Origin of the sequence: Sediminibacterium sp. (assembly GCF_051861365.1) — a bacterium.
Taxonomy (GTDB): Bacteria; Bacteroidota; Bacteroidia; order Chitinophagales; family Chitinophagaceae; genus Sediminibacterium.
Map to the genome: position 1 here is coordinate 24,420 of NZ_JBHYCW010000025.1, position 13,008 is coordinate 37,427.

Consider the following 13,008-nt stretch of genomic DNA (forward strand, 5'->3'; position numbering starts at 1 on the left):
GATGTCTGATGTCTGATGTCTGATGTCTGATGTCTGATGTCTGATGTCTGATGTCTGATGTCTGATGTCTGATGTCTGATGTCTAAAAAGTATTTATAAAGGTACATAACTGCTTTCTTTCCGTCAACTATCAACTTACAACTGTCAACTATACTCTCTCTGCTAATCAAAAAAAATAGCCGAAGTAGAAACTTCGGCTCTGCTTTTAATCCGTACCCTATGAAAACAATCTTTTCCCGATTAAATCGGGATGAATCTTTTACATCGCCTGTTGATTTCGCCTCACGGGATACGAGACTAATAACGCAGCACATTGTCTGTTTATTTTATACAGATGATTTTTTTTTTAAATACAGTGGTGTAATCAGTATTTATCATGAATTTTGTTCAATGATGCTGATAGATACACACTGTCACTTGTATTCCACAGAATTTGGAGAAGAAATACCCGATGTTATTGAAAGAGCTCGAAAAGTTGGGGTGCAAAAGTTTTATTTACCTGCCATTGACAGTGAAGTGATACCTGCCATGTTGGATTTGGAACTTACTTATCCCAATGTATGTTTTGCGATGATGGGGCTTCATCCTTGCTCTGTGAAAGAAAATGTAGATAACGAACTCGCTATTGTGCAGGATTGGTTAAACAAAAGAGATTTTGTAGCTGTTGGAGAAATAGGTCTTGATTTTTATTGGGATAAAACCTTTGCTGCTGAGCAGAAAAAAGCATTCGATCTACAAATGAGCTGGGCATTAGCCAAGAATAAGCCCATTGTGATTCATACCCGTAATGCCATGCAGGAAACCATTGATATGGTAAAACCCTATTCAAAAAAGGGATTAAAGGGCATTTTTCATTGTTTTAGTGGAAGCCATGAATCGGCCATTCAAATCATTCAAATGGGTTTCCTATTGGGTATTGGGGGTGTATTGACCTATAAAAATGCAGGTCTTCCAACTGCTTTAGAAGGTATCGGCTTGGAACACCTAGTATTGGAAACGGATGCTCCTTATTTAAGCCCTGTTCCGTATCGGGGTAAAAGAAATGAAAGCAGTTATCTTCTCGAAATAGCCATCAAATTGACCGAAGTAAAAAAAGTCTCTTTAGAAGAAGTTGCATCGATTACAACTGCAAATGCTCAAAAAATATTCGGAAACTGAGTGGTTAAGCGCTATTTTTGCAGTCCTTAAAAAATAAACAGAGAGGTGTTCCGCCTAGGCGGATTGAAGGAGCACGCCTGGAAAGTGTGTATACGGGAAACCGTATCGAGGGCCGAGACGATTCGCCACAGCGGATGTCTCGGTGCCGACCGCAAGCGTCGGCATTCGAATCCCATCTCTGTGCAAAAACCTAGTTCTTTATATAAAATAAATAAACAGAGAGGTGTTCCGCCTAGGCGGATTGAAGGAGCACGCCTGGAAAGTGTGTATACGGGAAACCGTATCGAGGGCCGAGACGATTCGCCACAGCGGATGTCTCGGTGCCGACCGCAAGCGTCGGCATTCGAATCCCATCTCTGTGCAAAAACCTAGTTCTTTATATAAAATAAATAAACAGAGAGGTGTCCGAGTGGTTGAAGGAGCACGCCTGGAAAGTGTGTATACGGGAAACCGTATCGAGGGTTCGAATCCCTTCCTCTCTGCCAGAATCAATTTAATAAGATAAACTAAAGGTAAAAAAGCCTGCAAAATCAAGTGTTTGCGGGCTTTTTGCTTTTTAGCATTACCCTATTTTATCCCATTTTACGACCCTAGTTGAGCGCGTAAATCGTGGAGTTCACTCCATTTTACAAAAGACGCACTAAAACTTACGCAAGTCATTCTTTATTAACACTTTATAAGAAAGCAACTATTGATTCTAGGTGTACGATAAACGTAATTTTATCATCCTTTAAAGTGCGTAAAATGGAAAAAAGTTTTGGGTTGTTTTTTTACCTCAAAAAATCAAAAAAACTCAATGGAAATGAGCGTCCTGTTTATTTACGGGTAACAGTAAATGGGGTTGCTTGTGACATTTCTCTCAAAAGAAAATGCGATTCGAACTCTTGGAATACAAATGCAGGAAGAATGGATGGGAAGACAGAACAAGCTAAATCTTTGAATTCTTATTTGGATGTTTTACAAAGAAAAGTATATGAAGCTCGTAAACAATTAGAACAAAACGATCATCCTGTAACAGCTGAAAACATTAAAAAGGTTCTATTGGGACAAGAGATCAGTACCCAAAAATACATGTTAATGCAAATTTTCAAACACCACAACGATCAAATGTCACAACTTGTCGGAAAAGAATATGCTCCAGGAACGCTAGAACGATACATTACCTCCTTTAGACATACACAATCCTTCTTGGAATGCAAGTATAAAGTATCTGATATCGATATTAATAAACTCGATTATGAATTTATCTCTGAATATGAATTCTGGTTTAAGAGTGTTCGTAAATGTGATCACAATACATCTATGAAGTACTTGAGCAATTTTCGAAAAATTGTGAATCGTTGTTTATTAAACGGGTGGCTGCAAAGAGATCCCTTTCTGGGATTCAAAATGACTAAAAGAGAAGTTGAAAGAGTTGTCTTAACTGAATATGAATTACAAGCATTATCATCCAAACAATTCTCTGTAGAAAGACTCAACTTAGTAAGAGATATTTTTTTGTTCAGTTGTTACACTGGGCTGGCTTATGCGGACGTTCAAAAACTAAGGCGAAGCGAAATCATTATTGGTGTGGATGGTGAAAAATGGGTGGTGAGTCGGCGTCAAAAAACAGACATTACGGCTAAAATACCGTTATTGCCTCCGGCTCTAAAGATAATAGATCAGTATGCCAATAACCCTCAATGTTTATTACAAGACAGGTTACTTCCTATCTTAAGCAACCAAAAAATGAATGCTTATCTAAAGGAGATTGCTGATCTCTGCAAAATTCATAAAACCCTGACCTTTCATATTGCTAGGCACACATTTGCTACAACTGTTACCTTGAGTAATGGTGTGCCAATTGAGACTGTTTCGAAGATGTTAGGACATCGAAATTTGAAGACGACACAGCATTATGCTAAAATTTTAGATATTAAAATCAGCGCGGATATGAAACGGTTAAGGGATAAACTAATTAACTAAGCTTGATTTTGCATTTTTAGCTGGCTATAAATAATGGGAAACTAGCTGTATAATAAATCGATTGTACTTTCGATATACACTATTGATTTAAAAGTATATCTACTAAGTTAGAGTTGATACAGTAGTTCAAGATTTTAATCTTCTTGTTTCGTCTTCAATTCCTGAATCTTTCTTACTTTTTGGTTTAAAAGTTCGCTTATTCCCGAATCGGTAAATTACAGAAACAGCTCCAAATTTGGTATCTCTTCTTTCTATAAACCCGTTTCTTTGATTGCGGTAGTTTACATCAATGATGTAACGTTGCGTTCTGAAGATGTCGCCAAATGAAAAAGCCAAAGTCCCATTCCTCTTTAAAATTGGGAATCGAAGAGAGGCTGATAAATCCGATTGCCCCTTCACTGAGAAAATTCCTTGCACCGTAGGGCTGGTATGCCAAAAGGTAAATTCAGCTCGAATATCTTTTTGCTTAGAAAGTACCAATCGATTGGTAATAGAAGAATATAAGTTGAAGTTTCGATTACGAAAGCTACTATCCAAATAAGAAGAGCTTTCATCTTGAAATTGACCTTGCAATAAAGCATCAACCGTATAAAAATCTTTTACAACTGTTATAGGAGTTAGTAAATTGAATCCATAACTGATACTTCTATTTAAATTTACTTGAATGTCTTGTAGGGTTTTGCTATCGTTTGATTGATTGGTAATATTTGTAAAAAAATTTGCAGTATTAAAGTAAAAAAAAGAAAGCGATGTTCTTTGCTTATACAGCAGGGATAATTGTAACTGTAACGGGTAAGCTGGTCTTAAGTATGGATTACCCTTCATTGACGTATAAGGAGTAACAAAATATTCGAAAGGGTTTAATCGCCAAAAACTAGGTCTTTCGATACGTCGGGAAAAAGCAAAATTTATATTCAAGTCTTGCCCAGCTCTATAATTCATGAATAAGGAAGGAAATATATTGATATAAGAATTCCGATTAACGGCTGATAAAGTAGATGAAACCCCATTGGTATTAGTTTGCTCTATTCTAAAGCCTCCTTTTAAACCAAAATTTTTATAGCTTTTAGAAAAACTAATATAGCCAGCAGCAATTCGTTCAGTATAGGTAAATTCATTACTTCGAAGTACGTCAGGTTCAAATAGACCTGCATTAAAAATGAATGATTGGAGATTGTTGTTGGTTTTTATAGTGACCAATTTCAAACCATACTCAAGCGTGCTCCCATTTTTTAAAGGTTGAAAAACATCTAATTTTCCTGAAAGAAGACCAATTTTTTGAATAGAATACTGCTTTAGTTGTGATTCATTAATTTGTATTCCTGCTTTGTCGAACACCCTATTATTAAGTAATTGATTTGGTTGATTATTAAAGTTTAAATAATCAATTTCCCCAGAAATGACGCCACCATTAGAATTCGATTTTTGATTATATCCCAATGTGATGTTATTGGTCGCTTCAAAACCATTGGAAGAATTAATACTTCTCATTGTAGAATCTAGGATTAATTGAGAGTTTGAAACCAAAGTATTGGACACCCTAGATCCTTCTATAATATTATTATAAGTGCTAAGCATTGAAAAAGTGAGGGATTTAAGTGAGTCAATTTCAAATGTACCATCCACTCTTACACTTGGCATCAATGTCTCTCGAGTTCTAATATTTGAAATATTCCACTTAGAAATAAGTTGATTAGATGTACCCAAATAATCAATATAATCAGTAATATCAGCAAATGCTTTCCCGCCTCGAAGTGTTAAACTCGTACTTGTTTGTAATTTCTTTTTCTTGATATATAAATCTGTACCAATATTCCATTTTGAAAACTCAGCTTGGGAAAAGCCAGAACGAATAGTACCTTTAATTCCTTCAGCAAGCTTTTTTTTGGTTACAATATTTATTAATGCACCGCCTTGGGCATCATATTTAGATGGTGGGATAGGAATCACTTCAATACTAATGATGTTATCCGAGGACAGACCTTGAAGCATAGACTCAAGCTCTTCATTCGATAGCCGAATCATCCTATCGTCAATCATAACCATTGCACCTTGTCCATTAACAGAAATTCTATTTCTAAAATCAATTCTAACAGTTGGAACTTTTTTTAAGACTTCCCACAAAGTGCTCCCACTTAAATGAATCGCCTTTTCAACATTATAGATTAGTCTATCAGCTTTTTGGGTTATTAACTTATCCTCTGCTTTAACCACAACATCGGGTAATTTGCTAATAATATTTTTTACAATAATTAGTATATCTCTTGACCTGTTAATTTCAATGTCTTCACTATAAGGATAATAATTGAGATGTGTAACAGTAAGGTGGTAAAAACCGGCTGGAAAGATATATTTGAATTTACCTTTCCCATCTGTTTGGAGTGATATTAATTTTAAACTATCTTTCTTTGGATAAATTGAAATGGTTGCTAGACTTACCGGTATAGAGTCTTCATCAACTATAGTACCTGTAATAATATGATTACCTTGGCCAGTAACTGAATTCAAACAATTAATCCAAAAAAATAATATTAAAATAAAGTTTATTTTTTTCATTTATTGCTAGTTCTGAGTTGTTATAACAATCGTTTCTGTAGATCTTTAATAAAAACAACTTTATCAATTAGTTGCGGCATAATATCAAAACCAGAAGAATATTTGATAGTGTAGGCAAGAATAGCATATATATCGCCTGGAGACTTTACGTGAGAAATGGACAATACGTATACAGCAAAACCTATGATAACTACACTAAGAATTTCCATTTTTGCAAAATTAAATGCATCTAAATTTGATTGTTTAATTCTAGATTGACGATTAACTTCAAAGTACTGTTGAATCTCAGAAATACTTCCATTCTTTATAATTTCTGCTTGCTCCTCAATATTATTATTAAGCTGTTTCGTAATCTTAGCTAATCTTTTCGAAAAATGAATGTTAATTAAGATGAGTGGAAGTAAAAAAAACAAGCATAATAAAAATAGTAATTTCGAATAATAGATTATCATTAATGATGCGCCAACTATTTGTATAGAGGCTTTCACTAGGCTTGGAATATCTGTTTCAAAGAAAGATACGACCCCGTAGAGTAAACTTACACGGGCAACGGTTTCAGAATACCCAGTTTGATTATTTTTATATTGACTAATGACCTGGAATATCAGCTTGTTGTGAATCTTTGTAAACAATTTTGTATCTACCTGTCTTCTTAGTGTTACTACAACTCCATTTAAAGCATATTGCAATACAAAAAAATATGCCCAAAAAAAATGCTGTGATAGCATACCGTTAATAGCTTTGCCCAATACGAAGGGCATTGAAAGTATATTTATAATTTCAAATAAGAGAAAACAGTATACTAGAATTAAAATAGTACTACTTCCTTTTATAGCTGAACTTAGGAGGTTGTTTTGTCGAATCACAGGCTTTTAAATAAAGGGTCTAAAATATCCCAATACGACAAGACAGATGTCAGGCTTTTGCTTGCCATAATGAGCCCCATCGTGTATTATGTTATCGGTGGGAGCTATATATAATTCCCCTTTTTTAACTTTGACTTTTATAACTGGGTAGTCTGGGAAATTTCTAAAAAATAATTCTGTGATCTGTGCCTCACTAATTCTCTGTCCATTTTTTGAAGTTATTCGTATTCCTTTTGCTTCTAGCAAGTTTAAAATGCTATTGATGGTAAGATCAACAAATAATAAGTAACGATCTTCCTCTCCAAAATTAAAACATATCCGATTGGGGGATCTTCCCAAACTAGTCACTTCGAAACTTAATGTGTTATCAATATGCAGACCCATAAGTTTAGAATCCGTACTAACTTTAGCAACAGTTTGTTCTGAAATTGGCGATGAAACAAACAGACCATGAAGCTTTCGCCATTTTCTTATGGCAATTGAATGTAGAAAATCATTAATGGATTCATTAAAATCAACAAGCAACTCTTTCTCCTTTAAAAAAAGCGGGGCGATTTGGTTTTGATTAGATAATTTGTCAATGCCTATTTGTTTAGCCTTATTTAAAATATCGTTAGGTATTTTAAATACTCCGACAGTATCTCGATCTTTAATTTGATCACGGGTTAAAAGTAATCGCTTATACTCGCCGTTCGATATTTCAGTCCATGGTTCTTTAGGTATAAAAGAATTTTCACAATAATAGGTAGTATTTCCCAACATAGTACCAGCACTTACAGCAATCCTTTTATCTTCAGCCAAAAGCTCTTCAACATAGATTTTAACTCTTTTAGAACTCATATTGTTTGTCTAATTTACTTTGAAAGATTCGAGCAATTCATCAAGTTCTGGGTCTTCAAGTTCTGCTTTTGATAAATTTAAATTAATAGCAGTCCTTACATCAATTTCTGAATATTTTTCAATTTGTAATTCATCAATACAAGCTACTGGCAATAAATCAATAATCCTGTTTTGGATATGTGTTATGAGTTTAATTAAGCCATCGCAATACACTGTCGTGTTATTAAACCCTGAAAGTGGATGATATCTGTGAGGCAAGTATCCGCCACCACATACATTTAAAATAGGACAAACACGACATTTTTTAGTAAGTGCATAGTGGCTATTTTGATACAATCTAATTAGCCTACTATTCAAGGCGTCGCTAATGGAATGGGTCTTAATATTTAATCCATCCTTAGTGAATCCATGCCCACAGGTTTTTAATGGATCTGTGGCTTCTAATCCTCCATCAGTTTCTATAACCAAAACATCGTTTTTACCTATTCCGGTTGCTTCAGTTCCTTGATCTGTACGTCCAATGATAAGATCAATTAAGTTTATAAAATTTCTTATGTTGGGTTTGTTGGTATCTTGATCGTTGTACCAATGATCAAAAAGTCTAATGAACCAATCGGCCATCCGAATAGGATCATTTTCTAAATCAAAGTTGTTTTTAACCGCTGTTAAATAATTAACATCTGGTAGTAGAATTCCATAAGAAGGTATATTTAGAGATTTTAGATTTTCATAAATTTCAATTGGGTCTTCTTCAATATTTAAAACACTTAAAACACCGCCTGATTTTGGGTTATTTTTTTGATATATTTTAATGCCCTTAACGACCTTTTCATATGACCCTCTCCCTTTATGGTCAACTCTATACATATCATGGGCATCTCTTGTCCCATCCATGCTAAACCCAACTTTAATCTTTAATTCTTTAAAAAGTTTACACCATTCATCATCTAATAGAGTTCCGTTCGTTTGCATCGAAAATCCAAGTTTCACACTATCAGGTATGATAGCCTTACATTTAGCCACTAAAAATCTATAAAGTTCTGGAGGTGCTAACAATGGCTCACCCCCATGAAAAGTTATTTCGAAATATTGCAAGTTATGTTCGACACAATGATCTGAAATCTTTTGAGCCATTGATTCTATTGTGTCGTAAGACATAAACTTTGGCTGTTTCAAAAATGTTTCATCACCTTGATTGTACATATAACAATACGTGCAATTCAAGTTACATCTGCTGGCTGTTTTTACAATTACATTTGAAATTCGCATAGATTGAAATGGAATGAAAGGCATTATATGTATTATATAATGCCTTTTAATTAATAATTAACCCCCAATAGGATCCATTGGATCAATTGTCTTCTCATACCTGATGTACTGTACAAATGTGCTTTGTGAGTACTGTTGAGTTGAGGTTGGAGCACCTTGACCATCAGCATAAGAAGAGAGATCGATATTCCCTTCTCTTAATTTACTAACAGCAGAAGCAATTGCTTTACTTCTTTCAGGGTTAGCTGAAAAACCTTTTTTCATTTTAACAGATTTGAATTAAAAAAAATGTTTACTTAATAAATATATTATATATGCTTTACCGTCTATTATACATACGGGGGTGATTTTCCACCCTATAGTATATCTAGGTTAGTAGCCCTGCCTTTAATAGCAGAATTGCTAAATCAGTTCTAGATTTTGTATTTGTTTTCCTGAAAATTCTTACTCTTATATTTTCAAGTGTATTTGGTGATATCTTCATTTGAGAAGCAATTTCCTTATACGGCTTATCGCTACTCATTAGAATAGCAGCTTCCAGTTCTCTAGCTGTCAAATCGAGAATCGATATTGTGTTTTTCTGATTATTGTTTTGCTTGTCAGCATTTTTCAATCCGATGGTATCGTTATAAGAATTATCTTCATTTAGTCGATTTATAACACCGAATAACTTCTCTGAAATATCGTCTTTGGAAATAAATGCAACAACCCCTAAGCGATACATTGAATCAATGTTAATTTTTTCTGCAAAAAATGAAATACACACCATTTTAATTTGCGAGAATTTTCTTCCAACATATTTGGCCAATTGATATCCGTTAATCCCAAGTGGCATATGAATGTCAAATAGAAGGATATCAGGTTGGATTCCATTTTCTAAAGCGGTGATCACTTCATTTCCACTACTGGCTTCAAAAATCACAGATAACTTGTCATTGTTTTCTAGAATCTTAATCAAGCCCTTTCGGAATATGGGATGGTCGTCACAAATCATGATTTTTGTCATAGTCAAAAAGGTGTTGCGAAATTTAATTCTACAGGTTCTTTATACAATACTTAAACTTCTACTGTTTTGCAGAATAGCTTAGCTCAATAAATATGCTACCTGCCACTTCCTTATTAGATAATATGGAAACCCATATTTGCTTTGTGCAACTGAGCCATATTTACAAAATGATAATTAACCCAATGGGTGATTGCCTCCATTTGATCAATTACTCACATTCTATTAAGTATAGGCATAGGGTAATCGCAATGATGAAATCGGGGAAATCGTGCTAACTCGAGATTTAATAGAAGTTCTTAACCGTAATTCGGCTCTATCGAAATTGAAATAACTTCAATATGGATATTGTCCTTCTTAAATAAGTTCTAATTAAATCATAATTGTCAATTAACCCGATTGTAATCATACACAATCAGTCTAGTTAATTGCTATATAGAAATAGTAGGGGGAAATATTTGTTATAGCAATGAGTTTATAATTTTTTATTTTCTCATGCGTCTTAATAGTAAAGCTCGTAAAAAAAATGATATATTGTGAATTAATTTAAAGGGGATACACCCGCATCAATTGATTCTGAATCTATTAATTACCCCATTTTATCTAAAATTTTCTGCATTAACTCAATTTTTTCTTTCTCACTTTTCACTAATGCTTCGTAGAGTTCAACAATTTTATCTATTGGGTTAAAATTTAGCACACAATTATTATTAATCGCAGAGGCATTGTCTCTAAAGTCAGTAAATGTGTTCGAAACAATGTTTATTGCTGCATCTTCATCAAAGTTCTTTATTGCATCTACTGGTACTTTCAACACTTTAGCCACTTGCGACAATAATTCTTCCTCAATTAGTTCTTTCTGCTCCAACAAAGAAATCTTACGCTGGTTCCAATCATCTCCTAGTTCAAGCGCCAAGGCTTCTTGTTTGACACCCAGCATTTCCCTAAAACGCTTTACATTTCGTCCTTGATGTATTGTCTTTTCCATGGTCTAAATCGTTTCAACAAATATACTAAAAGATCGACAGGTAAAATACCGGGGTAAATACCCCTCTTTTAGCTAAAATACCTACTTAGCAGATAGGATAGTCAACGTGCACTTGAGAACTTGGGTTAAAACGTACACCCATGAATGAGCGATTGAAACAGCAGATCATGACCCAATATCCCGAGTGGCATTACCAACCATTAAGGCTTACCGTAGCTGAAATAGAAGCTCCCCTGAGTGTGATTGGTCATTTTTTCGAATGCTATACGCTTCCACAAATCCGGGCTTGTTTGAAAGAAATGGTATTTGATGCGATTTGTATGGATGATAACGATGCGCCAAGTCATGTTACTACGCAGGATGACGTAGAAAAACTGATTGAAGCGGCATGGTTGATTCATCAAGAAGCAAAAACGAAAAGTTATAAAATTGGTAATGACAATACAGCTAGTAACCAGCTCATCCAGCAAGAAAGCGATATTGAAAGTGCGCAATACAAGATGATCCATGATTTTTTTGAATCTTTTACGCTTCCTCAAGCCAGAGGCTATCTATTGTCCACCCTTCAAGCTGCTGAAAGCGAGCATATCTGGAATAAATCAACACCCAATGATCTTTTGTTCTTTTTTGATCATTTTCATCAGTTATTATCAGCAATCTATGACCTGACAAGTAATGATGATATAATTCAGCAGGTAGTGTTGCCCAAATCAACTTGCAATCCTGATCTCACTCAATATCATCTGTATTGCGGAAACTATGACAAACCCAATCCTTGGGAGTATGTTCCACACTGGCTTAGTGCCAAAGAGTACCGTGATCCCTATAAAGCACTCAGAAAGATAACCAAAGAGCAATCATTAAAAGAATGGAAAGAGATTTTGCATTACCTATTGAACAATGCACTTGCGGCAAATAGTCTTGCTGAAATGGGAGTTCATCTTGAATTGATTCGAATTTCAGAATGCTTACAAAAGATGCTCGAAGCCTGTCACTTAATTCATGTAAGAGCTTTTGTAAATCCCAACGATCATGGAAATAAATAACAACAATCTATTGGATAGGGATCGGCAGTCTCTGGATTTGAAACAGCTGATTTCGCTAATCGAAAAAGTCATCCAACCTGATATTATCTACTTGTTAGGATCCGCTTTGAACAAGAAAATGAGTAAGAGCCTGTTCTGCCCTTCGGGATATGAGACGGAGCTAGGGGCTGATTATTTTATTCTTGTATTGGCAAGTAGTTTACATCAAAAATCAAGCATTCACTGGCAGGATCAAATTGAACAGGTTTGTTCTCCTGCTGTACCGGTTACTTGCATTGTTCTAGAGACAGCCACGTTCCATCACTGGCTGAAAACAGATCACCGTTTTGCGCGACTTGTGGCTCAGTCAGGAACAGTGATCTACAACCCTAAAAACATATTGTTTTCCCCCATAAGTGAATATGATCCAAGTGATGAAAGTTCAACGATAGAAAGGCAGTACCGAGCAGGTTTTTCGAAGGCCCAAGAATTTTTGGCCGGGGCTGATCTTTATGGGATCAGAAAACAATATTCACTCGCTTTATTGATGCTACATCAGGCAACAGAACAGGCTCTAGGAACGATGATTAAAATAGGGATGGGTTACTATTGTTGTTCGCACAATATCGAACGATTGTTGCGATATGCAAGTTGGGTGAATGGGAAGGTACATGAGGTATTTCCCATGTATACAGAGTCAGAAAAAAGGCTCTTTACACTACTTCAAAAAGCTTATATCGATAGCCGTTACAAAGACGATTATACAGTGAAATATCAGGATCTGCTGATTCTTACAGAAAGGGTCAAATTACTCATCGTAATTCTCGAGGAATGGGGTAAAAAGTAGGGACAATATTTCTGACACCTACCATAGTTCATTGATCATTTAATGGTTCGTTTAATATCTCTTCCATGGCTTTTTGTCCCTTTTTATTTTGCTTCAAATAATAGGTTTCCCATGCCCTTTGGTACTTGTTTATTTCTAGGTTTTTTGACACCCATTTATCTCCCAATAGATAAGCATATTTGGCAATACATAGCATTACCAACCAAAAGAAAATTCGTCCGAAAACAACCTTATAATAATTGACTGTTCCTTGTTCCGGGAAAAGTAAGATTCTGAACTCTCTTTTTACAGGTTTTGAATGACTCGACAATTGCTGTGTGATCGAGTTTAATCTTGTAAGAATAGCATCTTTATGTATATCCTGTTGCTTCTTTAATTTTTCGTCAAAATTTTGCAACAATTTGTTGTTATTTTCTATCAAAAGATTCGTTTGTTTCTGCTCGTCCAATATTTCAATGAGGACAGTTTCAATGATTTCTTTTTCCATATAA

12 protein-coding genes and 1 tRNA gene are annotated in these 13,008 nt (G+C 34.9%); 5 read left to right on the forward strand and 8 right to left on the reverse strand.

Annotation, left to right across the window (positions count from 1 at the left end; genetic code table 11):
- Nucleotides 1–390: 390 nt before the first annotated feature.
- From ACTIEV_RS11625 to ACTIEV_RS11635, 3 genes are all read left to right on the forward strand, one after another.
- The gene (locus ACTIEV_RS11625; RefSeq protein ID WP_322195985.1) at nt 391–1,158 is read left to right on the forward strand and encodes a TatD family hydrolase; all 768 of its coding nucleotides are present in this window, start codon (nt 391–393) and stop codon (nt 1,156–1,158) included.
- Nucleotides 1,159–1,553: 395 nt separating this feature from the next.
- Nucleotides 1,554–1,643, forward strand: a tRNA-Ser gene (locus ACTIEV_RS11630).
- A gap of 124 nt (nt 1,644–1,767) precedes the next feature.
- Nucleotides 1,768–3,123 carry a site-specific integrase gene (locus tag ACTIEV_RS11635; RefSeq protein WP_439516500.1) on the forward strand — a complete coding sequence of 452 codons (1,356 nt, stop codon included), beginning with the start codon at nt 1,768–1,770 and terminating at the stop codon, nt 3,121–3,123.
- Nucleotides 3,124–3,249: 126 nt separating this feature from the next.
- On the opposite strand, the gene ACTIEV_RS11640 is transcribed toward ACTIEV_RS11635, so the two are convergent.
- The 7 genes from ACTIEV_RS11640 to ACTIEV_RS11670 all read right to left on the reverse strand — a co-directional run bounded on the left by ACTIEV_RS11640 (nt 3,250) and on the right by ACTIEV_RS11670 (nt 10,645).
- Nucleotides 3,250–5,679 carry an outer membrane beta-barrel protein gene (locus tag ACTIEV_RS11640; protein WP_439516501.1) on the reverse strand — a complete coding sequence of 810 codons (2,430 nt, stop codon included), beginning with the start codon at nt 5,677–5,679 and terminating at the stop codon, nt 3,250–3,252.
- Nucleotides 5,680–5,699: 20 nt separating this feature from the next.
- Nucleotides 5,700–6,545, reverse strand: a complete 846-nt coding sequence (locus ACTIEV_RS11645) for an ABC transporter six-transmembrane domain-containing protein (RefSeq protein WP_439516502.1) — start codon at nt 6,543–6,545, stop codon at nt 5,700–5,702.
- A gap of 6 nt (nt 6,546–6,551) precedes the next feature.
- Nucleotides 6,552–7,385 (reverse strand): hypothetical protein, encoded by an 834-nt coding sequence (locus ACTIEV_RS11650; protein WP_439516503.1) that lies wholly within the window; start codon nt 7,383–7,385, stop codon nt 6,552–6,554.
- A 9-nt stretch (nt 7,386–7,394) separates the two neighbouring features.
- Nucleotides 7,395–8,678 (reverse strand): radical SAM protein, encoded by a 1,284-nt coding sequence (locus ACTIEV_RS11655; protein ID WP_439516504.1) that lies wholly within the window; start codon nt 8,676–8,678, stop codon nt 7,395–7,397.
- 33 nt (nt 8,679–8,711) lie between these two features.
- Nucleotides 8,712–8,918 (reverse strand): hypothetical protein, encoded by a 207-nt coding sequence (locus tag ACTIEV_RS11660; protein ID WP_439516505.1) that lies wholly within the window; start codon nt 8,916–8,918, stop codon nt 8,712–8,714.
- Between the two features lie 103 nt (nt 8,919–9,021).
- Entirely contained in the window at nt 9,022–9,660 is a 639-nt protein-coding gene (locus ACTIEV_RS11665; RefSeq protein WP_439516506.1) for a response regulator, read from the reverse strand.
- 586 nt (nt 9,661–10,246) lie between these two features.
- Complete coding sequence (locus tag ACTIEV_RS11670) at nt 10,247–10,645, reverse strand: helix-turn-helix domain-containing protein (protein ID WP_439516507.1); 399 nt, start codon at nt 10,643–10,645, stop codon at nt 10,247–10,249.
- A 140-nt stretch (nt 10,646–10,785) separates the two neighbouring features.
- Between ACTIEV_RS11670 and ACTIEV_RS11675 the strand changes: the two genes are divergently transcribed.
- On the forward strand, nt 10,786–11,691 hold the full coding sequence (locus ACTIEV_RS11675; protein ID WP_439516508.1) for a hypothetical protein: 906 nt from the start codon (nt 10,786–10,788) through the stop codon (nt 11,689–11,691).
- On the forward strand, nt 11,678–12,517 hold the full coding sequence (locus tag ACTIEV_RS11680) for a HEPN domain-containing protein (protein WP_439516509.1): 840 nt from the start codon (nt 11,678–11,680) through the stop codon (nt 12,515–12,517). Before ACTIEV_RS11675 ends, ACTIEV_RS11680 begins: the two co-directional genes overlap by 14 nt.
- A gap of 28 nt (nt 12,518–12,545) precedes the next feature.
- Here the strand turns inward: ACTIEV_RS11680 and ACTIEV_RS11685 are convergent, their stop codons facing one another.
- Nucleotides 12,546–13,004 carry a hypothetical protein gene (locus tag ACTIEV_RS11685; protein ID WP_439516510.1) on the reverse strand — a complete coding sequence of 153 codons (459 nt, stop codon included), beginning with the start codon at nt 13,002–13,004 and terminating at the stop codon, nt 12,546–12,548.
- Nucleotides 13,005–13,008: the final 4 nt, after the last annotated feature.

Coding starts and splice junctions, on each gene's coding strand:
- ACTIEV_RS11650 (WP_439516503.1), bottom strand. CDS start 7,385: ATGAGTTCTAAAAGAGTTAAAATCTATGTTGAAGAGCTTTTGGCTGAA.
- ACTIEV_RS11685 (WP_439516510.1), bottom strand. CDS start 13,004: ATGGAAAAAGAAATCATTGAAACTGTCCTCATTGAAATATTGGACGAG.
- ACTIEV_RS11665 (WP_439516506.1), bottom strand. CDS start 9,660: ATGACAAAAATCATGATTTGTGACGACCATCCCATATTCCGAAAGGGC.
- ACTIEV_RS11660 (WP_439516505.1), bottom strand. CDS start 8,918: ATGAAAAAAGGTTTTTCAGCTAACCCTGAAAGAAGTAAAGCAATTGCT.
- ACTIEV_RS11670 (WP_439516507.1), bottom strand. CDS start 10,645: ATGGAAAAGACAATACATCAAGGACGAAATGTAAAGCGTTTTAGGGAA.
- ACTIEV_RS11640 (WP_439516501.1), bottom strand. CDS start 5,679: ATGAAAAAAATAAACTTTATTTTAATATTATTTTTTTGGATTAATTGT.
- ACTIEV_RS11655 (WP_439516504.1), bottom strand. CDS start 8,678: ATGCCTTTCATTCCATTTCAATCTATGCGAATTTCAAATGTAATTGTA.
- ACTIEV_RS11680 (WP_439516509.1), top strand. CDS start 11,678: ATGGAAATAAATAACAACAATCTATTGGATAGGGATCGGCAGTCTCTG.
- ACTIEV_RS11625 (WP_322195985.1), top strand. CDS start 391: ATGATGCTGATAGATACACACTGTCACTTGTATTCCACAGAATTTGGA.
- ACTIEV_RS11675 (WP_439516508.1), top strand. CDS start 10,786: ATGAATGAGCGATTGAAACAGCAGATCATGACCCAATATCCCGAGTGG.